The sequence below is a fragment of the Derxia gummosa DSM 723 genome (assembly GCF_000482785.1).
Lineage (GTDB): Bacteria > Pseudomonadota > Gammaproteobacteria > Burkholderiales > Burkholderiaceae_E > Derxia > Derxia gummosa.
The window spans coordinates 368,218-393,967 of sequence record NZ_AXWS01000008.1; the positions used below are offsets into that span (position 1 = coordinate 368,218).

The following is a 25,750-nucleotide window of genomic DNA, read 5'->3' on the forward strand; positions in this document are numbered from 1 at the left end:
GGGCCGCGCTGTCAGGCGCGGTGATAGGGATGGTTGTTGAGGATGGACCAGGCGCGGTAGAGCTGCTCGGCCAGCAGCACGCGGACCATGCCGTGGGGCAGCGTGAGGCTGCTCAGGCGGATGAGCATGCCGGCCTCGGCCTTGAGCGCCGGGTCGAGCCCGTCGGCCCCGCCGATCACGAACACCGCGTCGCGGCCCTCGCGGCGCCAGCCTTCGAGCTGCTCGGAGAGCGCGACGCTCGTGAGGTCGCGGCCGCGCTCGTCGAGGCAGACGAGCAGGGCGCCGCGCGGGATGGCGGCGCGGATGCGCTCGGCCTCGATGCCCATCACCGTGGCGGCGGTCTTGGACGCGCCGCGCTGCTCGGGCTTCACTTCCTTGAGGACGATGCGCATCTCGGGCGGCATGCGCTTCGCGTACTCGTCGAAGCCCTGATCGACCCAGCCCGGCATGCGCTGCCCGACGGCGGCGATGACGAGTTGCATCGCGGCTTACTTCTTGCGGCCGGCCGACTTGACGACGATGCGCTTGATCGCGTTGCCGGTCTTGGCGGCCGTCTTGCCGGCGGCCGTGGTCTTGCGCGCGACGGTGGCGGTCTTGCCGGTGGCGCCGGCGGTGGTCTTGTGCGCGGCGGTGGTCGTCGCGGTCTTGCGGGCCGTGCCGGCGGCACCGGTCTTGCACGCAGCCGTGCCGGCGGCGGTCTTGCGGCCCGCGGCCTTCGCGGCGACCTTGCGCGCGGTGGTGGCGGCGCGCACCGAGGCGCCGGTCTTGGTGCTGGCGGGCTTGCCGGCCGGCTTGGTGGTGGACTTGGCGGCGGCGCTGCGGCCCGACTTGCTGGCGCCGCGCACGGGCGTGTCGTCGGCGTCATCGGCGTCGGGCGCGAAGTCGTCGGCCTCGTCGGTCGGCTCGTCCTCGCTCGCGAAGCGGGCCTTGCGCGAGGCTTCGGCGCGGTCGGCACCCGACTTGAGGCGCACGACCTTGCCGCCCCACACTTCCTCGAGGTTGTAGTACTGGCGGATCGCCGGCTGCATCAGGTGCACGACCGCGTCGCCGCAATCGACCAGCACCCATTCGCCGGTGTCCTCGCCTTCCATGCTGACGATCTCGCCGCCGGCCTTCTTGACCTCATCGCGCACCGACGCCGCGAGCGCGCGGGTCTGGCGGTTGGAAGTGCCGGTCGCGATCACGACCCGGTCGAACAGCGAGGTGAGATGCGAGGTGTTGAAGACGAGCACGTCCTGCGCCTTGACGTCTTCGAGCGCGTCGACGATGACGCGTTGCAGCTTGGTGATGTTCATTCAGCGGAATTCTTGTGAGCGGTAGAGCTGGTGCTCGTCGATGTAGTCGAGCACGGCGGGGGCGATCATAGCGGCGACCGATGGCCGGTCTCCGGCCGCCAGCGCCGCGCGCAGCCCGGTGGCCGAAAGGTCGATGGACGGCATCTCGAAGGACACCGTGCCGCCCGCCGGCCCCTCGGGCAGGGCGCGCGGCGGCAGGTTGGGCGCCGGCATGCCAGCGCGGTCGGCGACGGCGATGTGCGCGAGCGCCGGCAGTTCGTCGTAGCGATGCCAGCTCGGCAGGTTGCGGAACTGGTCGCTGCCGATCAGCAGCATCAGCACCGCGTCCGGCCCGTAGCGGCGACGCAGCAGGGCGAGGGTGTCGGCGGTGTAGCTCGGGCCTGCGCGGTCGAGTTCGCAGCGCTCGACCTCGGCATGCCCGCGCAGCGCGGCCGGCGCCTGCGCCAGCGCCAGTTCCATCATGCGCAGCCGTTGCGGCGCGGGCGACACGCCGCTCTTCTGCCACGGGCTGCCCGACACCACGAACAGCACGCGGTCGAGCGCCAGCCGTTCGAGCGCCGCCGTGGCGAGCGCGATGTGCGCGACATGCGGCGGATCGAAGGTGCCGCCGAACACGCCGATACGCGGCGCGGCGCTCATGCGGATCGCGCGCGAACGGCGCGGCGTGCGGTGGGCTGGAGCATCGTCAAAGAGCTGGCAAGGGCAAAAAACGGCCGCGCAAGATAGCAGAGCGCGGAGCGGCGTCGAGCGCGGCTGACGGGAGGCGAGTGAACGGCGCGGCGCGCTGCGCGACAATCCGCGCTTTCATCAACAGCAAGCGGCTTCCCATGCGCCAGATCGTCCTCGATACCGAAACCACCGGCCTCAATGCACGCGGCGGCGACCGGGTGATCGAGATCGGTTGCATCGAGATCGACAATCGCCGGCTGACCGGTCGCAACTTCCACCGTTACATCAACCCCGAGCGCGCGAGCGATCCCGACGCGCTCAAGGTCCACGGCCTGACCGAGGAATTCCTCGCCGACAAGCCCAAGTTCGCCGAGGTCGCCGACGAGCTGATGAACTTCGTGGCCGGCGCCGAGATCGTCATCCACAACGCGGCCTTCGATGTGGGCTTTCTCGACGCGGAGCTGGCGCGGCTCAGGCGCGGCGGCTTCGGCGAGGCGGTCGCGGGCGTGATCGACACGCTGCACATCAGCCGCGAGCTCAATCCGGGCAAGCGCCACAACCTCGATGCGCTTTGCGAGCGCTACGGCATTTCCAATTCGCATCGCGTGCTGCACGGCGCCTTGCTCGATGCCCAGCTGCTGGCAGAGGTGTATCTGGCGATGACGCGCGGCCAGGAAACCTTCTTCACGGAGGCCGAGGAAACGGTGCGTGAAGGCGTGCAGGCGGTGGACCTGTCGGCGCTCGTGTTCAAGGTGCTGCGCGCGAGCGACGACGAGGTCGCGGCACACGAAGTCGTGATGAAGGCGATCGAGAAAGAGACAAAAAAGCCACCCATCTGGACACAGGTGTTGCCAAATCCGGAAAGCCAGCTATAATGCATGGCTCTCTCCCGGGCGGTTAACTCAGCGGTAGAGTGCCACCTTCACACGGTGGAAGCCACTGGTTCGATCCCAGTACCGCCCACCAGATTCCACGTTCAACGCCCCGCTCGATGCGGGGCGTTGTCGTTTCTGGCTTCCGGTTGCATACGCCCGTTGGTGGACGTTGCCGACCACCGACTGTTTCAGTCGCGTCATGCATGCGCGGCCGTCCGGATGCGGATGGATACAATCTCAGCGAGGCAAGTGTGTCCCCGAGGAGAAAACCATGTTCGAAGGCCGGGCGCTGAAGCTCGCAGTCGTGGAAGAGGGCTTCGTCGAGTTGCGTTTCGATCGGCAGGCCGAGTCGGTCAACAAGTTCGATGCGCTCACGCTCGGCGATTTCAAGGCCGCGCTGGATGAACTGGCCGCCTTCGCTGGGCTGCGCGGTGTACTCGTGACGAGCGCCAAGGACGTGTTCATCGCCGGTGCCGACATCTTCGAGTTTCTGCCGGTGTTCGCGCGGCCCGAGGCAGAGATCGCCGCCTGGATCGGCGCGTCCTGCGCCATCTTCAATGCCTTCTCCGATCTGCCGGTGCCGATCGTCACCGCGATCAACGGCTTCGCGCTCGGCGGCGGGCTCGAGATGGCGCTTGCGAGCGATTTCCGCGTGATCGCCGAGACGGCGCAGATCGGCCTGCCCGAGACCACACTCGGCATCATTCCGGGCTTTGGCGGTACGGCGCGGCTGCCGCGTCTGGCGGGGGCCGCGGTCGCTCTCGACTGGATCAGGTCCGGCGCGCCGCGCAAGGCGGCGACCGCCTACGAGGCCGGCGTGGTGGACAAGGTCGTGCCGCCGGCCGCGCTGCGCGACGAGGCGCTCGCCCTGCTCAAGGCCGCGGCAGCCGGCGAACTCGACTGGCGCGGCCGCCGCGCGACGGCGCATGCCGGTTTCGCGCTCGATGCCGACCTCGTCGCTCGTGCGCGTGCGGCACAGGCTGCAAACGCGTCGCTCGCGCCCGCGGCCTCGGTCGCGATCGAGCTGCTAGTCGAGACCGCCGGCCTCGGCCGCGATGCTGCCATCGAGCGTGAGAACCACGCCTTCGCGCGCGTCGCCCGCACGCCGGCGGCGGCGGCGCTGGTCGGCGTCTTCCTCGGCGATCAGGCCTTGCGCAAGAAGGCGCGTGCACTGGCCAAGGCCGGCAAGCCCGTACGCCGGGTCGCAGTGATGGGTTCGGGCGTGATGGGCGGCGGCATCGCCTTCGCGAATGCGCAGCGCGGCTTTCCGGTCGTGATGCAGGACATTGCCCAGAGCAAGCTCGACCAGGGGCTGCGCGAGGTCGATCGACTGCTCGCGCGGCAGGTCGCCGGCGGCAAGCTGGGCGACGACAAGGCCGTGGCGGTGCGCGCCGCGATCGAGCCGACGCTCGACCCCGGCAAGGTGGCCGATGCCGACATCCTGATCGAGGCGGTGAATGAGGATCTCGGCATCAAGCACCGACTGCTCATGGATATCGAGCCGCGCGTCGCGCCCGAGGCGGTGCTTGCGTCCAACACCGCGACGCTCACGATCGCCGAGCTGTCGGTGCCGCTCGCGCGGCCCGAGAACTTCGTCGGCATGCACTTCTTCAATCCCGCGCCGGCCACGCCGCTGGTCGAGGTGGTGCGCGGGCCGCGTACCAGCGCCGAGGCGGTCGGCACGGCGGTTGGCCACGCGCTCGCGCTCGGCAAGCTGCCGGTGCTCGTGTACGACGGCCCGGGCTTTCTCATCAACCGGCTGCTGACCGTGCATCTGCTCGCGTTCGCGCGGCTGCTGCGCGATGGCGTCGAGGTCGCGCGCATCGACCGCGTGCTCGAAGCCTGGGGCTGGCCGGCTGGCCCGGGCGCGCTCAGCGACAGCCTTGGCATCGATCTCGTCCACCACATCGTCGATACCGTTGCCCACGCCTTCGGCAACCGGCTGCTGGTCGAGGAGCCGCACGCCTTCGCCGTGCTCGACGCCGCCCACCGCCTCGGCCGCAAGACCGGCCTCGGCTTCTGGCGTCACGAGGCCGACGAAACCGGCCGCGAACGTCGTCTGCCGGCCGACGACATTGCCGTCGCGCTCGCGCCGGCCGTGTCGGGCTCGCCCATCGTCATCACCGACGAGCAGATCGCCGAACGCATGATCCTGCCGGTCGTGCTCGAAGCCGCCCGCGCGCTCGACGAGGGCGTGGTCGAGACCGCCGCCGAACTCGACATGGCGGTACTGCTCGCGCTCGGCTTTCCCCGCTTTCGCGGCGGGCCGCTGCGGTATGCCGACTCGCGCGGTGCGACGGCCATCGTGGAGAGCGCCGATCGCCATGCCGGTCTTGGCGGCATGTACCAGCCCGGTGCGCGGTTGCGCGAGATGGCCGCGAGCGGCGCGGTCTTTTTCCCCGTCTGAGCGGGCTGCAGCGATACCCCCTCGTATTGCAAGCGCTTTCGTGGTGCCGCGACGCCCCGGGCAGAAACCCGGGGCGTTTGTTTTTGTGCGTCACCGCCCGAAGGCGGTGCCTTGTCGCGTGAACGGGGCAAATCTGTCGTCTGCGGACAAGGGTTTTTGTATCCAATCAGGTGGGCGGATCGAACGCGATCCGTGGCATGGAACCTGCGAACGGGAAGCCGGGCTTCACGCCTCATATCCACAGAGAGGAACCGTTCATGGATCGTCGGGAGTTTGTAAAGACCGCAGCCGCCGGCAGCGTTCTTACCTGCAGCAGCATCTCCACCGCTTTCAGCCAGTCGAAGGAGCCGATCAAGGTCGGCGTCCTGCACAGCCTGTCGGGCACCATGGCCATCTCCGAGACGACGCTCAAGGACTGCGCCCTGATGACCTTCGACGAAATCAATGCGAAGGGCGGCGTCATGGGCCGTCCGATCCAGCCCGTCGTCGTCGATCCCGCGTCGGACTGGCCGCTGTTTGCCGAGAAGGCCAAGCAGCTCATCTCCCAGGACAAGGTCTCGGTCGTGTTCGGCTGCTGGACTTCGGTGTCGCGCAAGTCGGTCCTGCCGGTGTTCAAGGAACTGAACAGCCTGCTGTTCTACCCGGTGCAGTACGAAGGCGAAGAACTCGAAAAGAACGTGTTCTACACGGGCGCCGCGCCCAACCAGCAGGCCATCCCGGCGGTCGAGTACCTGATGAGCAAGGAAGGCGGCGGCGCCAAGCGCTTCGTCCTGCTCGGTACCGACTATGTGTATCCGCGCACGACCAACAAGATCCTGCGCGCCTTCCTCAAGAGCAAGGGCGTCGACGAGAAGGACATCGACGAGAAGTACACGCCGTTCGGCCACAGCGACTACCAGACCATCGTCGCCGACATCAAGAAGTTCGCCGCTGGCGGCAAGACCTGCGTGATCTCGACCATCAACGGCGACTCCAACGTCCCGTTCTACAAGGAACTCGGCAACGCCGGCCTCAAGGCCAAGGACGTGCCGGTCGTCGCCTTCTCGGTCGGTGAGGAAGAACTGCGCGGCGTCGACACCAAGCCGCTCGTGGGCCATCTGGCCGCCTGGAACTACTTCCAGTCGATCAAGAACCCGACGAACGAAGAGTTCATCAAGAAGTGGAAGGCCTACGCCAAGGCGAAGAACCTCGCCAACGCCGACAAGGCCGTCACCAACGACCCGATGGAAGCCACCTACATCGGCATCAACATGTGGAAGCAGGCCGTCGAACAGGCCAAGACCACCGATGTCGAGAAGGTCATCGCCGCCGTCGCGGGCCAGAAGTTCAAGGCGCCGTCGGGCTTCGAAGTGATGATGGACAAGACCAATCACCACCTGCACAAGCCGGTGTACATCGGTGAGATCAAGGCCGACGGCCAGTTCAACATCGTCTGGAAGACGAAGGAACCGATCCGCGCCCAGCCGTGGAGCCCGTTCATTCCGGGCAACGAGAGCAAGCAGAACATCTGATGCCTGCTCGCCGTGCCCGGCTCCGGGCGCGGCACGAGGCGCGCGGCGGCGGTCGTTCTCCGGCGACCCGCCCGCCGCGCCGCCCGGTCCGACATCCGCACCGGACCTTCGCAGTCCCGGCCATCCGCCGGGCAGCCTCTCGGTCCTGGCCGCAACGACGCGGCGCGATCCAGCTCAGGCCCAGGCTGCCTTCCGTCCTCCCGCCCGCACGAGACGCCCACCGCGATGCTCCGCCGACTCCTACTCCTCGCCACGCTGCTGCTCGTCACGCTCGGCAGCGCGCGCGCCGCGCCCGACGCGGCACTCGTCCTCAAACTCGCCGATGAAGACAGCGACGCCCGCGTCGAAGCCATCGGCAAGCTCGCCGAGGCGGGCGATCCGCGCACCGTCGCGATCTTCGAGGCGCTCGCCAATGACGCGCTCTATTCGGTGACCGATGCCGACGGCAAGGTCGTGCGGCTGCTCGTCAGCGCCGACGACAAGTACACCGACGCCGTCACCGGCGAGGTCGTCAGCCCGGTGCCCGACAACGCCGAGGGCCTGAGCATCAACAACCGCCTGCGCGGCGAACTCGACGCCGGCCTCGCGCTGCTCAGGCTCGGCTCCGCCGACCGCGCCACCCGCGTCGCGGCCGCCCGCGCGCTCCAGGGCAGCGAGAACCTCGCGATCCTCCCGGCGCTGCAGAAGGCCGCTGAGACCGAGAAGGACGAGGAGATCAAGGCGCTGCTCGTCACCGCCGAGGCGGCGCTCGAAATCAAGAGCGACGACCCGGCCGTGCGCGCTGCCGCCGCGAAGAAGCTCGCCGCCGGCGACAGCACCGAAATCCGCCAGCTGCTCGCCGGCCTGCTCGAAAAGAGCGGCGACAGCTATGCCGAGCCCGACGCCACGGTGCGCGCCGCCGCCCAGGCCGCGCTCGACGACATCAACGGCCGGCTCAAGAAGTACGAGATGCTGGCCAACCTGTTCTCGGGCATCTCGCTCGGCAGCATCCTGCTGCTCGCGGCGCTCGGCCTCGCGATCACCTACGGCCTGATGGGCATCATCAACATGGCCCACGGCGAGCTGCTGATGATCGGCGCCTACAGCACCTACGTGGTGCAGGGGCTGTTCCGCAAGTACGCGCCGGGCGCCTTCGACTGGTATGTGGTCGCGGCGCTGCCGGTGGCCTTTCTCGTGACGGCGGCGGTCGGCATGGTGCTGGAGCGCACGATCATCCGCTGGCTCTACGGCCGTCCGCTCGAGACGCTGCTCACCACCTGGGGCATCAGCCTGCTGCTGATCCAGGCCTGCCGCACGATCTTCGGCGCGCAGAACGTCGAGGTGGAGAACCCGAGCTGGATGTCGGGCGGCATCGCGCTGGCGGGCGGCATCGTGATCCCGTTCAACCGGATCATCATCGTGCTGTTCTCGTTCGCGGTGCTGTTCGCGGTGTACCTGCTGATCGCGCGCACGCGGCTCGGCCTGTTCGTGCGGGCGGTGACGCAGAACCGCAAGATGGCGAGCTGCTGCGGCGTGCCGACGCATCGCATCGACATGCTCACCTTCGGTCTCGGCGCGGGCGTGGCCGGCCTCGGCGGCGTGGCGCTCTCGCAGATCGGCAACGTCGGGCCGGACCTCGGCCGCAGCTACATCGTCGATTCGTTCATGGTCGTGGTGTTCGGCGGAGTGGGCCAGCTGGCCGGGACCGTGATCGCGGCGCTGGGCCTCGGCTCGCTGTCGAAGTTCCTCGAGCCGTGGTCGGGCGCCGTGCTGGCCAAGATCATGGTCCTGGTCTTCATCATCCTTTTCATCCAGAAGCGCCCGCAGGGACTGTTCGCGGTCAAGGGCAGGAGCGTCGAAGCATGATTGCGCGTCTGTTTTCCCCGCGGGTGTGGCTATCCATCCTCGCGGTCGCGGCCCTCGTGGTCGTGGTGCTGCCGGTACTGCATCTCGCGGTGCCCGAGGGCAATCCGCTGCATGTGTCGGCCTTCGTCATCTCGGTGCTGGGCAAGTTCATGTGCTACGCCGTGGTGGCGCTGGCGATGGACCTGATCTGGGGCTACACCGGCATCCTGTCGCTCGGGCAGGGCGTGTTCTTCGCGCTCGGCGGCTATGCCTTCGGCATGTACCTGATGCGCGAGATCGGCCATGACGGCGTGTACCAGAGCGATCTGCCCGACTTCATGGTCTTTCTGGACTGGAAGGAATTCCCCTGGTACTGGGCGATGACCGACCACTTCTGGTGGGCGGCGCTGATGGTGCTGCTGGTGCCGGGCGTGCTGGCCTTCGTGTTCGGCTACTTCGCCTTCCGCTCGCGCATCAAGGGCGTGTACTTCTCGATCATCACGCAGGCGGTGACGCTGGCCGCGATGCTCGCCTTCTTCCGCAACGACATGGGCTTCGGCGGCAACAACGGCTTCACCGACTTCAAGCGCGTGCTCGGCTTCTCGCTCACCGATCCGGCCACCAAGGTGACGCTGTTCGTGCTGACGGGGCTGTACCTGCTGGCGGCGCTGGTGGCCTGCCGCTTCATCGTGATGAGCAAGCTCGGCCGGGTGTTGACCGCGGTGCGCGACGGCGAGTCGCGGCTGCTCTTCCTCGGCTACAACACGCTGTGGTTCAAGCTGTTCGTGTGGACCGTGGCGGCGGTGCTGTCGGCGATTGCCGGCGCGCTGTACGTGCCGCAGGTGGGCATCATCAACCCGAGCGAGATGTCGCCGGCCAACTCGATCGAGGTCGCGATCTGGGTCGCGGTGGGCGGACGCGGCACGCTGTTCGGCGCCATCCTCGGCGCCTTCGTGGTCAACCTAGCCAAGAGCTACTTCACCGTGGCCTTTCCGGAGTTCTGGCTCTACTTCCTGGGGCTGCTGTTCATCGTCGTGACGCTGCTGCTGCCGCAGGGGCTGCTGGGCCTGTTCGCCGACATCGGCAAGCGCCTGGGCGGCAAGAAGGCCGCGCCCGCCGCCGAGGAGGTGAGCGCATGAACGGACGTTTCCTGAGCGGGCTCGCGATGCCCGCCGCCATCACGCACACGATGCAAAGCGAAAACAGCGCTCCCATCCACGCCGGCACCGGCCCCGCAGGCGCCGGCGCGAGCTACGGCCACGTGGTCGATCGCAGCAAGGTAGATACCTCGCACGGCCCGATCCTCTACCTGGAAGACATCTGCGTGAGCTTCGACGGCTTCAAGGCGATCAACAACCTGAACATGACGATCGAGCGCGGCGAGCTGCGCTGCATCATCGGGCCGAACGGCGCGGGCAAGACGACGATGATGGACGTCATCACCGGCAAGACTCGGCCCGACAGTGGCAAGGCCTTCTTCGGCCAAGTGCATGACCTGACGCGGCTGGTCGAGACCGAGATCGCGCATCTGGGCATCGGCCGCAAGTTCCAGAAGCCGACGGTGTTCGAGCAGCACACGGTGTTCGAGAACCTCGAACTCGCGCTCAAGACCGACAAGTCGGTCAAGCCGACGCTGTTCTTCCGCCTCACAGGCGAGCAGCGCGACCACATCGCCCAGGTGCTGCGCACCATCAAGCTCGAAGGCAGCGAGCATCGTCTCGCGGGCAACCTGTCGCACGGCCAGAAGCAATGGCTGGAGATCGGCATGCTGCTGATGCAGGAGCCGGAGCTGATCCTGCTCGACGAGCCGGTGGCGGGCATGACCGACGCCGAGACCGAGCGCACCGCCGAGCTGATCCTGGAGCTGGAAGGCAAGCACTCGATCATGGTCGTCGAGCACGACATGGACTTCATCGGGACGATCGCGCGCAAGGTGACCTGCCTGTGCGACGGCTCGGTGCTGGCCGAGGGCTCGATGGAGGCGGTGCAGAACGACGAGAAGGTCATCGAGGTCTATCTCGGTCGCTGACATGGTCGAGACTCCGACGCTGCTGGTCTTCATCGCCACCTCGCTCGCGCTGGCCGCGACGCCGGGGCCGACGATGCTGCTCGCGCTCACCAACGGTATCGCGGGCGGGCTGCGGCGCGCGGCCTGGGGCATCGCCGGCGCGACGCTGGCGAGCCTGCTGCTGATTGGGGCGGTGGCGCTCGGGTTGGGCACGCTGCTGGCGGCATCGCAGACGGTGTTCGAGGTGCTGCGGGTGGCGGGCGTGGGCTATCTGGTCTGGCTTGGCGTGAAGCTGTGGCGGGATCGGCCGGTAGGGCTCGCGGAGCAGACGGCAGAAGCGTTGAAGCGGCATTCCGGAGGCGGGTTTGCGGCGGACGACGCAGGCGCAAAGACTCTGGCGGCTTCGGCTTCGGCTTCGGCTTCGGCTTCGGCTTCGGCTTCGGCTTCGGCTTCGGCTTCGGCTTCGGCCTCCGTCTGGCCCGAGTGCCGCCGCGCCTTCGTCCGCAGCGCGACCGTCCAGCTGTTCAACCCCAAGGCGCTGCTGTTCTTCTCGGCCTTCCTGCCGCAGTTCGTTGACGCGGCGCGGCCGCAGGCGGCCCAGTATGCCGAGCTGGCCCTCGTGTTCACCGGTCTCGACCTGTGCGTGATGCTGGCCTACGCGTCCGCCGGTATGCAGGCGGTGCGCCTGCTGACGGCGCGCGGGCTGCGCGCCATCAACCGCGGCTGCGCGGCTTTCATGTTCATCCTTGCCGCCGCGCTCGCGCTGTTCCGGCGCGGCCCGGCCTGACTGACTCTTCACTAGCGCCATGCTGAGACTCGAAAACGTCAACCAGTACTACAGCGGCAGCCACATCCTGCGCGATGTGAGCCTCGACGTGCCCGCGGGCGCCTGCACCGTCCTGCTCGGCCGCAACGGCGTGGGCAAGACCACGACGCTGCGCTCGATGATGGGCCTCGTGCCGATCCGCTCCGGCCGCATCACCTTCGAGGGCAAGGACATCTCCGCGCTCGCGCCCTATGAGCGCGCGGCGCTCGGCATCGGCTACGTGCCGCAGGGGCGCGAGATCTTCAACCGGCTGACGGTGGAGGAGAACCTGCTCATGGGCCTCGCGCCGCTGTCGGGCGCGGCGGGGCGCAAGATTCCGGAGCGCATCTTCGAGATGTTTCCGGTGCTGAAGCAGATGCTGCACCGGCGCGGCGGCGACCTGTCGGGTGGCCAGCAGCAGCAGCTCGCGATCGGCCGGGCGCTTGCCGCCGGCCCGAAGATGCTCATCCTCGACGAGCCGACCGAAGGCATCCAGCCGTCGATCATCAAGCAGATCGGCACCGTCATCCGCCAGCTGGTGGAGGAGGGGCGCATGGCGATCCTGCTGGTCGAGCAGTACTACGACTTCGCCGAATCGCTCGCCGACCACTACGCCGTGATGTCGCGCGGCCAGGTCACGCACATGGGGCCGGGCAGCGAGATGGCCGAGAAGGGTGTGCGCGATCTGATCGCGATCTGATGGGCGCGGTGGTGAAGGCAGGCGCCGCCGTCGGCGCGGGCGGGCAGGCGGCACAGCCGGCCGAAGCGCGGGGCTGGCGTGCGCGGCTCGATCTGCGCTTCCGGCCGTCGTCGGCTACGAGCGGGCCGCGCACGCTGCTGGAGCGCAGTCACGAAGGGCCGCTGCGGGTGCAGAAGGCGCTCTATCCCGAGGGCGACGAGGTCTGCCATGTGCTGGTCGTGCATCCGCCGGGCGGCATCGCGGGCGGCGATCAGCTGTCGATCTCGGCCACGGTGGAGGCGGGTGCGCATGCGCTCGTGACGACGCCGGGCGCGGGCAAGTGGTATCGCGCCAACGGCCGCGACGCGGGCCAGCATGTGCGGCTGCGTGTGGCGGGCGATCTCGAATGGCTGCCGCAGGAGGCGATCGTCTATGACGCGGCGCGCGTGCGTTCGTCGCTGCGCATCGATATGGCGCCGGGCGCGCGCTGCCTGGGCTGGGACATCGTCGCGCTCGGGCGGCTCGCGGCTGGCGAGCGCTTCGCGGCGGGGCGCTTCGGTCAGACGATCGAGCTGTGGCGTGACGGCCGACCGGAGTGGATCGAGCTGACGCGCATCGATGGCGATGACGAGTTGCTGCGCTCGCCTCTCGGTCTGGGCGGGGGGCATGTGTTCGGCTGTTTCTGGGCCTGTGGCGAACACTGGAGCGATGCCGCGCTCGATGACCTGCGAGCGCGGCTCGCGGGCCGCGCGAGCGTGGATGCCGGAGGGCTGCCGGCGCTTGATCCGACCGGAGAAGGGCATGGGGCTGCCGGCATCGCCTGCGCGCTCACGCGGCTGGCGCCCGATCTGCTGGTTGGTCGCGTCACCGGACACCGCACCGAGACCGTGAGGGCGCAGCTCGAGGCGCTCTGGCTCGCGGTGCGCGAACCGGTGCTGGGACGGTTGCCGCGCCGGCCGCGCATCTGGGCGACCTGAGCCGGTGCGGCTGTGGTTTCCTGCGCCAGCCGCCAGCCGCCAGCCGCCAGCCGCCAGCCGCCAGCCGCCAGCCGCCAGCCGCCAGCCGCCAGCCGCCAAGCCGCCAGCCGTACCGAAAGCGACTGGCGCCGTCGCGCTCGCCTTGTCAGCTCTTGCTTGTGTTGCGTGCTGGCGCGCAACGCATTGCAACGTCGGCGGTGCCAAGGCGTCGCGGCCTTCAGTCTGGGCCGACGCTCACTTCACCGGAGAAGCCGATGGTTGCGAATGCACGGGGTGGCATGGCCGCCTGGGAAAACTGGTTCAAGGCCTGCGAGATCGGATGGTCGGCGCCGCTCGTGGTTTCGATGCGGCTTGCAGGCATCGCGGCGGCCGGTGCCAACCCGGATGCGCGGGACCGGGCCGAGAACTTCCGCATGGGGCACGAGAAGCTGCTGGCCTTCAATGAGTCCTGGATGGGCATCGGGATGCGCTTGCAGCGCATGCAGATCGATTTCGCGCTGAATTGCTGGCGCGCCGCGCTGGAGAGCTGGTCGCGGCCCGACTGGACGGTGTTGCCGGCCACCAGCCTGCGCATGCCTGACTTCTCACCCGTGATGCGCGCCGCGCTGGACCCGGTGCATCGGCGCGTGACTGGCAATGTGCGGCGACTGACGGCACGCAAGCCCTGACGCTGCCGCCGCGCGCGTCGCAAGCCGAAGATCGAGGCCCGACGCGCGCGCGGAAGCGGACGACGGTGACGCAAGTTCCGATCAAGCGAACTTGCCATGCAGGAACCAGTGTTCGTCGCCACCGGGCTTGCGCTCGCGGAACAGCCAGAGCAGCTCGGCATCATGATTCTCGGCGATGAAGTAGTCGCGCACAGCCGGTGCTGGGGGTTCGGTGTCATTCCACCAGCCACTTTCGACGCGCTCGGGCCCAGCCAGCAGGCGCAGATCGCCGTGATGCCAGGGGCGCTGGTTGCGTATGCGCAGTTGCACCGGCCGGCTGAGCAGCCAGGCTGGGCGCGGCAGGGTCTGCCGATCGTGCTCGACATGGCCGATGCGGGTCTGGCGTCGGGGATCGACTCGGCGTGGCGGGATGGCGCCAAACGGCTGAAGTACCTGGGCGGCTTCGGGCCGATGGTCATCGCGCAATGCGATGGTGCGGACCGCATGCGGGCCGAGCCGAGCCGCGACGCGTTCAGCGAAGCGGGCGATGGCCTGATCGTCGCTTGCGCGGCTGCGAAACAGCTCCCCGGAAGCGCCGTCGGCAATCTCGACCTCGGTGGCTTCGAGCCGGATGTCGAGCACCGGCGCGGGCAGCACGGTACGCGCGAGATGCTCACGCAGCAGCAGCGCCAGGTGCTCTAGATCGCGTGTGGGCTCGGACAGACGGATGTAGAGGCTCGAGTGCCGCGGGCCGTTGTCCCGATGCCGTTCGTGATCGAAATGCAGGGCAATGGCTCGCGTGGTGGCTTGGCGCGCGCCGAGCCAGCCGACTAGTTGCACGAGCAGGCGTCGCCCGCCGAACAGCAGCGCCTCGGCATGGTCGACGCGGGCCATCAGTTCGAGTCGGGCCTCGAAGCGCTCGGGCGGCGACCAGAAATCGCGCGGATCGGGCGCGAGGCCATAGGCGCGATCGACCTCGTCGAGCAGGCCGGCGCCGAAGCGGGCGATCAACTCTTCGCGCGGGAAGTGCCGCAACGCGCCGAGCCGACCACAGCCGATGCCGACCAGCACGTCGGCGCAGGGATAGGCGGTGTCAAGCAGCGGCGTGGGCAGGGAGTCGAGGGCGTGCAACGGGTCATCGGCGGACCCACTCCCGTCGTGAGCGGACGCCTCGACATGTTCGAGCAGATGCCGCAGCGCGTGTTCCGACTGCATGCCGTGCTGGGCGAGCAACCACGCTCCAGTAGCGGTGGTGAAGGCCGCGAGATCGACGCTCAGCCCGAGCTCGCTCACGGTGAAGCGGATCGCATGCAGCAGCGCATGGAAGCCGCCAAAAAGCTTCAGGCTGCCGCCAGCCTCCAGCAGCAGGCCGCGCGTGCCGCTGGCGCTACGCACGAAGGCGATTGCTGGTGTGAAGCGGGCCAGCGCCAGCGCAACTTCGTCCAGCGCGGCGGCTTGCTCGGGGTCGTCAGGGTCGGCCATGCGCAGGCCCGGACAGATCTCGATGGCGAGGCTGCGCTTCTGGCCGACACGCACGCCCCGAACTTCGGCTGCGGGATTGCACAGCGTGACGCGGTGCTTGCGCACGATGGCGCGTGGTCCGACCGGCTCGGCGTCGTTGCGCCAGCGGGCTTCAAGCGGCAACTGCGTAAAGGCGAGGGCGATCCACAACATGGGCAGGCCTGCGAGGAATGGACTGCGAGGATTCGGACAGTTCGATTTCGGGCGACAGCCCGTCAAGCGACTGTGGCTTTGCGTGCGACACGGCCGGCGCCAGCAGAGGCGGCAGCTCCAGGTGGAGTGGGAAATCTAGGGGCGGGCCGCGCCGCTTGAAGATGTCGACCTCGATGCGATGCGGATTGATGCCCGTCGGCGCATCGACCGCGCTGCTGCGCACTGCCCGGCAGGCCAGCCGTAGCGGCGAGGGCGAAGACTCGATCTGCGCTGTCGGCGGCCGCATGACGAAGCACAAGCCCTCGCTGCCCTGGGCTGCGAGCTGAAGCTTGCGCAACTGGTCTGGCCAGGCATCAGGCAGCCAGGCGAGCAGCGCACCGAAGCCCGGGCAGCGCAAGGCTTGCTCGACAGCCCAGAGCCGGTCGGCCGCATGCTGGGTGTCGATCACGAGCAGGCGGTCGAGCTTCAGGCCAAGCTGCTCCAGCGCAGGGCCGTAAGGCTCCGGTCTGCTGTCGTCGTGCGAGGAGGGCGCCACCAACACCATCCAGCGATCCTCGGCGGCGAGGTGCCTGAGTGCGGGGGCCAGCAGGCGCATTTCACCGATGCCGGCGCGCGGGATGAGCAGTTCGGTCAGCGCGCCGACAGGCCAGCCGCCTCCCGGCAGTTCGCGGTTGAGCCGACGAAAGCCGGTGGCGATCGCGGGCTGGTCGTCGGCAGCCAGATGGTCGCCTTGCCAGAGTACGCGGCGCAGTGCCGCCCCGACCCGCTGCCCGGAGGCGCGGATTGCTTGCAGGAACATGGCGCCCCCTGTGTCAGTGCACGCCGACTCGGATCAGCCCGACCGCCAGCCCTTCAATGGCGAAGCTCTCGTCATCAGCGTTGACCTGGATGGGTTGGTAATCGGGATTCTCGGGCAGGAGTTCGATCGTGTTGCCACGCTTGCCGTAGCGCTTGACCGTGACTTCATCCGCCAGTCGCGCAACGACGATCTGGCCGATGCGCGCTTCGCTTGCACGCTGCACCGCCAGCAGATCGCCGTCGAGGATGCCGGCGTCACGCATGCTCATGCCGCGCACCTTGAGCAGGTAGTCAGGCTTGGCGGTGAAGAGCGCCGGGTCGCACGCATAGGAAGCCTGTATGTGTTCGGCCGCCAAAATGGGGCTGCCGGCCGCGACACGACCGATGAGCGGAAGGTTGAGGCCACGAGAGGTTTTGCCGTCGAAAGCAGCGTCATCCGACTCCATCGCCACCAGCACGCGAATCCCGCGTGACGCGCCGGGCAGCAACTCGATGGCGCCCTTCTTTGCCAGCGCCTGGAGATGATCCTCGGCCGCATTGACCGAACGGAAGCCCAGCAGGGCTGCGATCTCGGCGCGCGTGGGTGGGAAGCCCGAATCGCGGATGTGACTGCCGATCAGGTCAAAGACCTGGCGCTGGCGTTCGGTCAGGCGCGCCAGGATGGGAGATGACGGCGGAACGGGCTTGGCCATGGAAACCACCTTCTGTGTTCTTGTTCGGACAACTCGCGGCAAGGCGAGCTCATGCTATAGCTGTATGCATGATCGGTATCTGTAGTTTTGTACAGTATCGGTGTCTTGGCAAGTGCACGGTGCTCCATCGATCGGAAAGGCCTTTTCGACCTTCGGCTAGAATGCAATCCATCCGTAACGTCGACGCCCAAGCTGCGCGGATGGCGAAATTGGTAGACGCACGAGGTTTAGGTCCTCGCGGTGGAAACACTGTGCAGGTTCGAGTCCTGTTCCGCGCACCAGCTCCCGTCGATGGATGCATTCGATTCCGTTATCGCGATGAATGCATCGGTCCGGAACTCATATCCAAGGATCGGTAGTCTCCAACATGCAAATCGAACAAGTCAGCGCGCTCGAGCGTCGCGTCCAGATCAGCGTTCCTCTCGCCGAAATCGCGAAGGAAGTCGAATCACGTCTCAAGCGTCTGTCGCGCTCGGTGAAGATGCAGGGCTTCCGTCCGGGCAAGGTCCCGCTCAAGCTCGTCGCGCAGAACTACGGCTTCCAGGTCCAGAACGAAGTCGTCAGCGAGCGAATCAACGACGCCATGAACAAGGTGATCAGCGATGCGCAATTGCGTGTTGCCGGCCAGCCGCGCGTCGAGCCCAAGGCTGCGGAAGAAGGCGTTGCTCCCAGCGACAACGCCGAGTTCGTCGCCACCTTCGAAGTCTTCCCGGAAATCACTTTTGGTGACTGGAAGGCCGCCGATGTCGAGCGCGTCGATTCGCCGGTCACCGACACCGAGATCGACAAGACCATCGAGATACTGCGCAAGCAGCGTCAGAGTTGGGCGGATGTCGATCGCGAGGTTCAGGACGGCGATCGCGTGACCTGCGATTTCGTCGGCCGCATCGACGGCGTCGAATTCGACGGCGGCAAGGCCCAGGACTTCGTCTTCGTGCTTGGCGCCAAGCAGATGCTCCCGGAATTCGAGCAAGGTGCCCTTGGCCTCAAGGTCGGTGAGTCGCGCACCTTCCCGTTGAGCTTCCCTGAGGATTACCACGGCAAGGAAGTTGCTGGTAAGACTGCGGAGTTTGAAATTACGGTCAAATCGGTGTCGGGTCCCGTACTGCCCGAAGTCGATGCCGAATTCGCGAAGCAGCTGGGAATCGAGGATGGCGATCTTGCAAAGATGCGCGAAGACGTGCGTACGAATCTGGAGCGCGAAGTGCGCAATCGTACAAAGTCGCGTACCAAGGACAGCGTGATGAACGCGCTGCTCAAGGTTGCTGAATTCGAAGTGCCGAAGGCCCTGATCGAACAGGATATCGAGCGTCTCCGTGAAATGGCGCGCAATGACCTGAAGCAGCGTGGCATGAATGTGGATGACAGCCTGCCGTTCCCGGCTGAGCTGTTCCAGGCCCAAGCCGAACGGCGAGTACGTCTTGGCTTGGCAATTGGTGAACTCGTTAACCGCAACGGCTTGAATGCCAGCCAGGACCAGGTTCGTGCTCATATTGAGGACTTCGCCAAGAGCTACGAAGATCCGGCCTCGGTCATGGCTTGGTATTTTGCCGATCGCAAACGTCTGGCTGATGTTGAAGCCGTGGTGCTTGAAGATAACGTCGTGAATTGGGTACTCAGCCAGGCGAATGTCGTCGAAACGGCGGTATCTTTTGATGAGCTGATGAACGCAGCGAGCTGATTGCGTTTCCAGCAAGGTGAAACTCTGATCTTTCAACCAAAACGAGGGCAGCATGAACATCGATCCACGTGATCCCCAAGCACTCGGCATGGTGCCGATCGTTGTCGAGCAGTCCGGTCGTGGTGAACGTGCCTACGACATTTATTCCCGTCTCTTGCGGGAACGGATCATTTTTCTCGTTGGCCCGGTGAATGATCAGAGCGCGAACCTTGTAGTCGCACAGATGCTTTTCCTGGAGTCAGAGAATCCCGACAAGGACATTTATCTGTACATCAATTCGCCTGGCGGTTCTGTTTATGCCGGCCTGGCGATTTATGACACCATGCAATTCATCAAGCCTGACGTTTGCACTCTTTGTACGGGTCTTGCTGCGAGCATGGGGGCTTTCCTGCTGACTGCAGGCGCGAAAGGCAAACGCATGGCGCTGCCGAATTCGCGCATCATGATTCACCAGCCTTTGGGTGGCGCACAGGGGCAGGCATCCGATATCGAGATCCAGGCTCGTGAAATTCTTTACTTGCGCGAGCGGCTCAATTCGATTCTTTCCGATCGGACTGGCCAGAGCATGGAGCGCATTGCGCGCGATACGGATCGCGATAATTTTCTGTCGGCAGAAGGTGCTGTCGAATACGGCTTGATTGACAAGGTCATGACCAAGCGCGATTAAGCGCTAGTCGACGACACAGCTTCTCAGGGGTGGCAAATGACAGACAAGAAGGGCTCGTCGAGCGAGAAACTGCTGTACTGCTCGTTTTGCGGAAAAAGTCAGCACGAAGTCAAGAAGCTCATCGCGGGCCCTTCTGTCTTCATTTGCGATGAGTGCATCGAGTTGTGCAATGACATTATTCGGGAGGAAATCGCCCAAGATACGCCTGTTGTGAAGGGTGATCTTCCGACTCCGAAAGAGATTTGCCAGATTCTTGATCAGTACGTAATTGGTCAGGAGACTGCAAAAAAGATTCTTGCAGTGGCTGTTTACAATCACTACAAGCGTCTGAAGCACATGGGGGCAAAAGACGAAATCGAACTGGCGAAGTCCAACATTCTCCTGGTTGGTCCGACCGGTTCGGGTAAGACGTTATTGGCGCAGACGCTGGCTCGTTTGCTCAATGTGCCTTTCGTGATTGCTGACGCCACCACGCTTACTGAAGCTGGATATGTTGGTGAGGACGTCGAAAACATCATTCAAAAGCTGCTGCAAAACTGTAATTACGAAGTTGATCGTGCGCAGCGAGGTATCGTCTATATTGATGAGATTGATAAGATTTCTCGGAAATCTGACAATCCATCAATTACGCGCGACGTTTCCGGCGAGGGTGTGCAACAAGCCCTGCTCAAGTTGATTGAAGGTACTGTTGCAAGCGTTCCCCCTCAGGGTGGAAGAAAGCATCCAAATCAGGACTTTGTTCAAATCGATACTACCAATATTCTCTTCATATGTGGTGGTGCGTTCGATGGCTTGGAAAAGGTAATTCGTAATCGTTCCGAGCGCAGTGGCATCGGATTTGGTGCGGCGGTTCGAAGCCAGTCGGAGACTGCCGTAGGAAAGTTGCTTCGTGATGTGGAGCCAGAGGATTTGATCAAGTTCGGGATAATTCCTGAGTTGATCGGGCGACTTCCTGTGATTGCAACGTTGGATGAGTTGAATGAAGAGGCTCTTGTCGAAATCCTGGTTGAGCCGAAAAATGCTTTGGTAAAGCAATATCAAAAGCTTTTCCAGATGGAAGGTGTAGACCTAGAGTTTCGGTCCGAAGCGCTCCGGGCAATTGCGAGGAAGGCTTTGGCACGGAAAACCGGCGCTCGAGGGTTGCGGTCCATTATTGAGCATGTTTTGCTCGACAGCATGTATGACCTGCCTGCTCTCAAGGACGTGCTGAAAGTGGTGGTCGACGAAAGTTGTATCGCTCATGCCGGTAAACCCTTGGTGATCTATTCAGAAACGCCAAAGGTTGCCGCATCTGACCAGTAGGGTTGTTTAACGTAGGAAGGCCGCCCATGGGCGGCCTTTTGCATCTTGAGGGTGGTCCGTCTGCTTTGCATCATTCAGGGGCTTGATTTCAGACGTGCGAACCCCATAGTCGAGTAATACAACCGCGACAACAGAGAAGGACTCATAGATGTCAACTCCCACTACGCTGCCCGGAGAAAGCATGCAACTTCCATTGTTGCCCCTGCGTGATGTCGTGGTTTTCCCTCACATGGTCATTCCGCTGTTTGTGGGGCGCCCAAAGTCTATCAAGGCTTTGGAAATGGCCATGGAGGCAGGGAAGAGCATTGTCCTCGTCGCCCAGAAAACGGCTTCGAAAGATGAACCGTCTGCCGAGGACATCTACGATATTGGATGCATTGCTAATATCTTGCAGATGCTGAAGTTGCCTGACGGAACTGTGAAAGTTCTGGTCGAAGGCGAGCAGCGAGCAAAGATTAATTCTGTTCAGGATCAGGAGACTTATCTTTCCTGCGAACTGAATCAAATCGCTCCGGACGTCAGCGGCGGGGCGGAGATTGAAGCCATGCGGCGTACGCTGCTTCAGCAGTTTGAGCAGTACGTCAAGTTGAACAAGAAGATTCCACAAGAAATCCTGGCGAGCCTCGGCGGAATAGAAGATTCCGGTCGCCTGGCGGATACCATTGCTGCTCATCTTTTGCTTCGCTTAGAGCAAAAGCAAAGTATTCTGGAAATGGCAGGAACCGTTCAGCGTCTGGAACATTTACTCACCCAGCTTGAAACCGAGCTCGATATTCTGCAGGTCGAGAAACGTATTCGCGGTCGTGTTAAGCGGCAAATGGAGAAGTCGCAGCGCGAGTACTATCTTAATGAGCAGGTCAAGGCCATTCAGAAAGAGTTGGGCGAAGGGGAGGACGGTGCTGATATCGAGGAGCTTGAAAAGAAGATCAAGGCTGCTCATATGCCCAAGGAAGCCCGGGCAAAAGTCGACGCGGAGCTGAAGAAGCTGAGGCTCATGTCTCCGATGTCGGCGGAGGCAACGGTAGTTCGCAATTACATTGATGTGCTGGTCAATCTTCCGTGGAAGAAAAAGAGCAAGGTCAATAATGATCTGGTGCACGCCCAAGAGGTGCTGGATTCCGATCACCATGGGCTTGAGAAAGTCAAGGAGCGGATCCTTGAATATCTCGCGGTTCAGCAGCGTGTCGATAAGGTCAAGGCACCGATTCTTTGTCTTGTTGGCCCTCCTGGGGTTGGTAAGACCTCTCTAGGGCAATCGATCGCGAAATCTACCAATCGCAAGTTTGTCAGAATGGCATTGGGTGGCGTACGTGATGAAGCAGAAATCCGCGGACATCGTAGGACTTACATCGGTTCAATGCCGGGTAAGATTCTGCAGAGCTTGACTAAGGTAGGGGTACGGAATCCGCTTTTTCTTCTTGACGAAGTCGACAAGATGGGCATGGATTTCAGGGGGGATCCGTCGTCAGCCTTGCTCGAAGTTCTGGATCCGGAGCAAAACCACACATTCGCCGATCATTACGTGGAGGTCGATTTTGATCTTTCTGACGTCATGTTCGTCGCGACTGCCAATTCTCTGAATCTGCCGCCGGCGCTCTTGGATCGCATGGAAATTATCCGTTTGTCAGGATATACGGAGGATGAGAAGGTAAATATCGCTGAGCGGTATCTGTTGCCTAAGCAGATGAAGAATAACGGCTTGAAGTCGGGCGAACTGGTTGTCGCCGAGGACGCTTTACGGGATGTGATTCGTTTCTATACCAGGGAGGCGGGTGTTCGTTCGCTGGAGCGTGAGGTCGGAAAGATTTGCCGGAAAGTCGTCAAGGCACTTCTTCTCAGGAAAGAAAAGACTGCGGATGCGGTTACTGTCACGTCCGATAATCTCAGTGTTTATCTTGGAGTGCGTCGTTTCAATTTCGGCGTTGCTGAAAGCGACAATCGTATCGGTCAAGTGACCGGGTTGGCGTGGACAGAGGTTGGCGGTGAATTGCTGACCATTGAAGCTGTCTCTGTGTCAGGCAAGGGGCGCACTACGACCACAGGCAAGCTCGGCGATGTGATGCAAGAGTCGATCAAGGCCGCTATGTCAGTCGTGCGTAAGCGAGCTAACAAGCTCGGCATTGCCCCCGATTTTTACGAGAAGTGCGATATCCACATTCACGTACCGGAAGGGGCGACGCCTAAGGATGGTCCCAGCGCAGGTATTGCAATGACCACGGCACTTGTATCTGTGTTGACCGAGATTCCGGTACGGGCGGATGTGGCCATGACGGGTGAGATCACTTTGCGTGGCGAGGTGTTGCCCATTGGTGGATTGAAGGAGAAATTGCTGGCTGCTTTGCGTGGAGGCATCAAGACTGTATTGATACCTGAAGAGAACGTAAAGGATCTGGCGGAAATACCGGACAACGTCAAAAGTAGCGTCGAGATTGTTCCGGTGCGCTGGATTGATAAGGTGCTTGAAATTGCCTTGGAGCGCCAACCTCAGCCGCTGCCAGAAGAGGCTACGCCCGTCGTGGTTGCGTCGGAGATTGCCAAGACAACGGAGATCACTGATGCAAAGGCCGAGGATATTGTGAAGCACTGACATGTCCCCCATTCCCGAGAGAATTGTTTTTTTCGGAATGGGAGCATGCAAGTAGCGAGGATTTGTATTTGTGAACAAGACCGAACTGATTGACCATATCGCGAAACAGGCTGACATCTCTAAAGCTGCTGCAGGTCGAGCACTCGACTCTTTGGTGATGGCGATCAGCGAGTCTCTCAAGGAGGGTGACAGCGTCTCTCTCGTCGGATTCGGAACTTTCTTTGTTTCAAGTCGGGCTGCACGCAGTGGCAGAAACCCCAAGACTGGGGAGGCGATTTCCATACAGGAAGCGAAGGTTCCGAAGTTTCGCGCTGGTAAAGCGTTGAGAGATGCGATAAACTAGCAAGCTTTCTCGCATCGGCGATGATGATTGATGCGGGTGCTTAGCTCAGTTGGTAGAGCGGCGCCCTTACAAGGCGTAGGTCGGGAGTTCGAGACTCTCAGCACCCACCAGTCATCAAGGCAGTGCGAAAAATCAGGAGTGGTAGTTCAGTTGGTCAGAATACCGGCCTGTCACGCCGGGGGTCGCGGGTTCGAGCCCCGTCCACTCCGCCAGCACACAAGCGAATCGGCCAGCCGATTCGCTTTTTTTTTGCCCTCCAGAGGGAATTAACATGCTTGAATGGATCCGGGTCAATAAGCGGTGGGCGCAGGTAATTCTCGGGCTCCTGATTCTTCCTTTTGCATTTACCGGAATGCAAGGTTATCTCGAGCGAAATGCGCGAGGTTCGAATCCCGCCACTGTGGGTGATTCAGAAGTAACGCAGGCCGAATTCGAGCGTGCGGTAGCAAGTCAGCTGGAACGTTTGCGCTCTAGCATGGGAGCTGCTTTCGACAGCGCAGCGCTTGACAGCCCCGAGTTTCGACGTTCGATTCTGGATCAAATGATTGATCAGAAAGTCGTGGCCAATGGTGCGCGCAAGGCGCTGGTTTCGACGCCTGATGAATTGCTGCGGCGAGCGATCGCCGGAGAGCCGTCCTTGCAGGAAAACGGCCGTTTCAGTATCGAACGTTATCGGCAGTTGATCGCTGCTCAGGGAATGTCGGAACGCGACTTCGAGAATCGGATCCGGCTCGGGCTGGCGACGGATCAGCTGGCCAGTCTCCCCGCGGTCACGGCGAATGTTCCCCAGCTAGTGGCTGAACGATTCAGTTCTGCCTTGGCTCAGAAGCGTACGGTCCAGACCGCGATCATCTCCAGTGACGATGAAGCGCACAAGGTGGAACCCACTGCCGAGCAGATCGAGAGTTACTATTCCGCGAACAAGCAGCTTTTCGAAATTCCCGAGACCGTTTCGATCGAATATCTGGTGCTGGATGCCAGCAGTGTCGGATCCAAACTCGACGTTTCCGAGGATGATCTTCGAAAGTTCTACGAACAGAACAAGCAGCTTTATGCAACTGCCGAACAGCGTGATGCCGCTCATATCCTGATAGCCGCTGGGCAAGGTGCCTCGGCAGAGGAGGTCAAGCAGGCGGAGGCCAAGGCCAACGATTTACTGGCCAAGCTAAAAGCGTCACCTTCGTCATTCGCACAATTGGCGCGCGAGAACTCGGATGATCCGGGCTCGAAGACCGCCGGTGGCGAACTTGGCAGTTTCGGCCGAGGCATGATGGTGAAGCCTTTCGAGGATGCCGTTTTCTCGCTCAAGCCCGGTCAGATCAGTGAGGTCGTGCGGACTGATTTCGGATTTCACATCATCAGGCTCAATTCGGTTTCCGGCGGTGCGGTCAAGCCTTTTGCGGAGGTCCGCAACCAGGTCGAGGCTGAGGTGCGGCGACAATTGGGCAAGCGGAAGTTCGCCGAGGCGGCAGAGCAGTTTGGCAATCTGGTCTATGAGCAGGCTGACAGTCTCAAGCCAGCCGCCGAGCGTCTGGGGCTGGTTGTTCAGCGTGCCGACAATCTGCAGCGCAGCGGCGCTGGCGGTGTCCTGAGTGAGCGCCGTGTTCTCGACGCGGTGTTTTCGGATGATGCGATCAATGGCCGGCACAACACAGCGGCCATCGACGCCGGTACCGATCGCCTGGTTTCCGCCAGAGTGGTCGAGCATTCGCCAGTGCGGACGGAGTCTCTCGATGTGGTGCGTCCGAAGATTGTCGAGGCGGTCAAGCGTCAGGAAGGGCAGGCGAAAGCTTCCGACAAAGGACAGGCGCTGCTGAAGGCCCTACGTGCCGGCGAGTCACCCGAGCTTGCCTTTGGCGCAGCCCAGGAAACGGATCGTCTGGCGCCTGCGAAGGGGCTGACGCCTGTTGCCGTCGCGGCAATCTTTGCGGCCGATGATTCAAAGTTGCCGGCCTATGCGGGCAGCCCGGTTTCGGGCGGCTATGCGATCTACCGGATCACTACAGTGACGGCGGTCAGTCCGGAATCGGATCGGACGCGGGCCATCGCCACGCAGTACGAACAGATGATGTCGACCGCCGAGGCGGGGGCGATGATTGCCGGCATGCGGTCGAGGGAGAAGATCTCCATTCATCTCGACAAGTCTCGGTAAGCAGCATGCAAACTTTCACGATACGGTAATTTGCTTCCGTATCGTGAAAGTTTGATGGGGCTTCACTTGACGAAAAAATTTCATATCGTGGTTTTTAGGTTTCTTGATAAGAAAGATTGTTTGTAATTCATTGTTTTTAAAGAAGAAAAAATCGATG

The 25,750-nt window shown here is 63.4% G+C and carries 22 protein-coding genes and 4 tRNA genes; 20 read left to right on the plus strand and 6 right to left on the minus strand.

What is annotated here, in order from left to right; genetic code table 11:
• Nucleotides 1–11: 11 nt before the first annotated feature.
• From rlmH to nadD, 3 genes are read right to left on the minus strand one after another with little or no spacing between them, the layout of a single operon-like run.
• Nucleotides 12–482 (minus strand): 23S rRNA (pseudouridine(1915)-N(3))-methyltransferase RlmH, encoded by a 471-nt coding sequence (rlmH, locus tag H566_RS0107975; RefSeq protein WP_028311028.1) that lies wholly within the window; start codon nucleotides 480–482, stop codon nucleotides 12–14.
• A 6-nt stretch (nucleotides 483–488) separates the two neighbouring features.
• Entirely contained in the window at nucleotides 489–1,295 is an 807-nt protein-coding gene (rsfS, locus tag H566_RS0107980) for a ribosome silencing factor (RefSeq protein ID WP_028311029.1), read from the minus strand.
• A complete protein-coding gene (nadD, locus tag H566_RS0107985) occupies nucleotides 1,296–1,934 on the minus strand; it encodes a nicotinate (nicotinamide) nucleotide adenylyltransferase (RefSeq protein ID WP_034410977.1) in 639 nt (212 codons plus the stop codon).
• A gap of 188 nt (nucleotides 1,935–2,122) precedes the next feature.
• Between nadD and dnaQ the strand changes: the two genes are divergently transcribed.
• The 11 genes from dnaQ (at nucleotide 2,123) to H566_RS27355 (ending at nucleotide 13,718) form a co-directional block, all read left to right on the plus strand.
• Nucleotides 2,123–2,839, plus strand: a complete 717-nt coding sequence (gene dnaQ / locus H566_RS0107990) for a DNA polymerase III subunit epsilon (RefSeq protein ID WP_028311031.1) — start codon at nucleotides 2,123–2,125, stop codon at nucleotides 2,837–2,839.
• Nucleotides 2,840–2,855: 16 nt separating this feature from the next.
• A tRNA-Val gene (locus H566_RS0107995) sits at nucleotides 2,856–2,930 on the plus strand.
• Nucleotides 2,931–3,110: 180 nt separating this feature from the next.
• Nucleotides 3,111–5,246 (plus strand): 3-hydroxyacyl-CoA dehydrogenase NAD-binding domain-containing protein, encoded by a 2,136-nt coding sequence (locus H566_RS0108000; protein ID WP_028311032.1) that lies wholly within the window; start codon nucleotides 3,111–3,113, stop codon nucleotides 5,244–5,246.
• A 257-nt stretch (nucleotides 5,247–5,503) separates the two neighbouring features.
• Nucleotides 5,504–6,757: an urea ABC transporter substrate-binding protein gene (gene urtA / locus H566_RS0108005; protein ID WP_028311033.1), complete on the plus strand. Its 1,254-nt coding sequence runs from the start codon at nucleotides 5,504–5,506 to the stop codon at nucleotides 6,755–6,757.
• Between the two features lie 225 nt (nucleotides 6,758–6,982).
• On the plus strand, nucleotides 6,983–8,602 hold the full coding sequence (gene urtB, locus H566_RS0108010; protein ID WP_028311034.1) for an urea ABC transporter permease subunit UrtB: 1,620 nt from the start codon (nucleotides 6,983–6,985) through the stop codon (nucleotides 8,600–8,602).
• Complete coding sequence (gene urtC / locus H566_RS0108015) at nucleotides 8,599–9,720, plus strand: urea ABC transporter permease subunit UrtC (RefSeq protein WP_028311035.1); 1,122 nt, start codon at nucleotides 8,599–8,601, stop codon at nucleotides 9,718–9,720. Before urtB ends, urtC begins: the two co-directional genes overlap by 4 nt.
• A 50-nt stretch (nucleotides 9,721–9,770) precedes the next feature.
• Nucleotides 9,771–10,610 carry an urea ABC transporter ATP-binding protein UrtD gene (urtD, locus tag H566_RS0108020; RefSeq protein ID WP_051378589.1) on the plus strand — a complete coding sequence of 280 codons (840 nt, stop codon included), beginning with the start codon at nucleotides 9,771–9,773 and terminating at the stop codon, nucleotides 10,608–10,610.
• A 1-nt stretch (nucleotide 10,611) separates the two neighbouring features.
• On the plus strand, nucleotides 10,612–11,376 hold the full coding sequence (locus tag H566_RS0108025) for a LysE family translocator (RefSeq protein ID WP_028311037.1): 765 nt from the start codon (nucleotides 10,612–10,614) through the stop codon (nucleotides 11,374–11,376).
• A gap of 19 nt (nucleotides 11,377–11,395) precedes the next feature.
• Nucleotides 11,396–12,094, plus strand: a complete 699-nt coding sequence (urtE, locus tag H566_RS0108030) for an urea ABC transporter ATP-binding subunit UrtE (protein WP_028311038.1) — start codon at nucleotides 11,396–11,398, stop codon at nucleotides 12,092–12,094.
• Nucleotides 12,094–13,050 carry an urease accessory protein UreD gene (locus tag H566_RS23735; protein ID WP_051378350.1) on the plus strand — a complete coding sequence of 319 codons (957 nt, stop codon included), beginning with the start codon at nucleotides 12,094–12,096 and terminating at the stop codon, nucleotides 13,048–13,050. Before urtE ends, H566_RS23735 begins: the two co-directional genes overlap by 1 nt.
• 278 nt (nucleotides 13,051–13,328) lie before the next feature.
• Nucleotides 13,329–13,718, plus strand: a complete 390-nt coding sequence (locus tag H566_RS27355; RefSeq protein ID WP_051378353.1) for a hypothetical protein — start codon at nucleotides 13,329–13,331, stop codon at nucleotides 13,716–13,718.
• An 81-nt stretch (nucleotides 13,719–13,799) separates the two neighbouring features.
• On the opposite strand, the gene H566_RS23745 is transcribed toward H566_RS27355, so the two are convergent.
• From H566_RS23745 to lexA, 3 genes are read right to left on the minus strand one after another with little or no spacing between them, the layout of a single operon-like run.
• Nucleotides 13,800–15,371 carry a Y-family DNA polymerase gene (locus tag H566_RS23745; protein WP_051378354.1) on the minus strand — a complete coding sequence of 524 codons (1,572 nt, stop codon included), beginning with the start codon at nucleotides 15,369–15,371 and terminating at the stop codon, nucleotides 13,800–13,802.
• On the minus strand, nucleotides 15,331–16,170 hold the full coding sequence (imuA, locus tag H566_RS23750) for a translesion DNA synthesis-associated protein ImuA (protein ID WP_051378356.1): 840 nt from the start codon (nucleotides 16,168–16,170) through the stop codon (nucleotides 15,331–15,333). Before imuA ends, H566_RS23745 begins: the two co-directional genes overlap by 41 nt.
• A 13-nt stretch (nucleotides 16,171–16,183) precedes the next feature.
• The gene (lexA, locus tag H566_RS0108055) at nucleotides 16,184–16,828 is read right to left on the minus strand and encodes a transcriptional repressor LexA (RefSeq protein ID WP_028311039.1); all 645 of its coding nucleotides are present in this window, start codon (nucleotides 16,826–16,828) and stop codon (nucleotides 16,184–16,186) included.
• A 227-nt stretch (nucleotides 16,829–17,055) separates the two neighbouring features.
• On the opposite strand from lexA, the gene H566_RS0108060 reads away from it, so the two are divergent.
• The 9 genes from H566_RS0108060 to H566_RS0108090 all read left to right on the plus strand — a co-directional run bounded on the left by H566_RS0108060 (nucleotide 17,056) and on the right by H566_RS0108090 (nucleotide 25,593).
• A tRNA-Leu gene (locus H566_RS0108060) sits at nucleotides 17,056–17,142 on the plus strand.
• 86 nt (nucleotides 17,143–17,228) lie between these two features.
• Nucleotides 17,229–18,542, plus strand: coding sequence for a trigger factor (gene tig, locus H566_RS0108065; RefSeq protein WP_034410978.1), 1,314 nt, complete (start codon nucleotides 17,229–17,231; stop codon nucleotides 18,540–18,542).
• Nucleotides 18,543–18,594: 52 nt separating this feature from the next.
• Nucleotides 18,595–19,209, plus strand: coding sequence for an ATP-dependent Clp endopeptidase proteolytic subunit ClpP (gene clpP, locus H566_RS0108070; protein WP_028311041.1), 615 nt, complete (start codon nucleotides 18,595–18,597; stop codon nucleotides 19,207–19,209).
• Between the two features lie 36 nt (nucleotides 19,210–19,245).
• Nucleotides 19,246–20,511, plus strand: coding sequence for an ATP-dependent Clp protease ATP-binding subunit ClpX (clpX, locus tag H566_RS28170; protein WP_084544880.1), 1,266 nt, complete (start codon nucleotides 19,246–19,248; stop codon nucleotides 20,509–20,511).
• A gap of 148 nt (nucleotides 20,512–20,659) precedes the next feature.
• Entirely contained in the window at nucleotides 20,660–23,098 is a 2,439-nt protein-coding gene (lon, locus tag H566_RS28175; protein ID WP_084544881.1) for an endopeptidase La, read from the plus strand.
• A 70-nt stretch (nucleotides 23,099–23,168) separates the two neighbouring features.
• On the plus strand, nucleotides 23,169–23,441 hold the full coding sequence (locus H566_RS28180; RefSeq protein WP_084544882.1) for an HU family DNA-binding protein: 273 nt from the start codon (nucleotides 23,169–23,171) through the stop codon (nucleotides 23,439–23,441).
• Nucleotides 23,442–23,475: 34 nt separating this feature from the next.
• Nucleotides 23,476–23,551, plus strand: a tRNA-Val gene (locus H566_RS0108080).
• Between the two features lie 25 nt (nucleotides 23,552–23,576).
• Nucleotides 23,577–23,653, plus strand: a tRNA-Asp gene (locus H566_RS0108085).
• 59 nt (nucleotides 23,654–23,712) lie between these two features.
• Complete coding sequence (locus H566_RS0108090) at nucleotides 23,713–25,593, plus strand: SurA N-terminal domain-containing protein (protein WP_028311043.1); 1,881 nt, start codon at nucleotides 23,713–23,715, stop codon at nucleotides 25,591–25,593.
• Nucleotides 25,594–25,750: the final 157 nt, after the last annotated feature.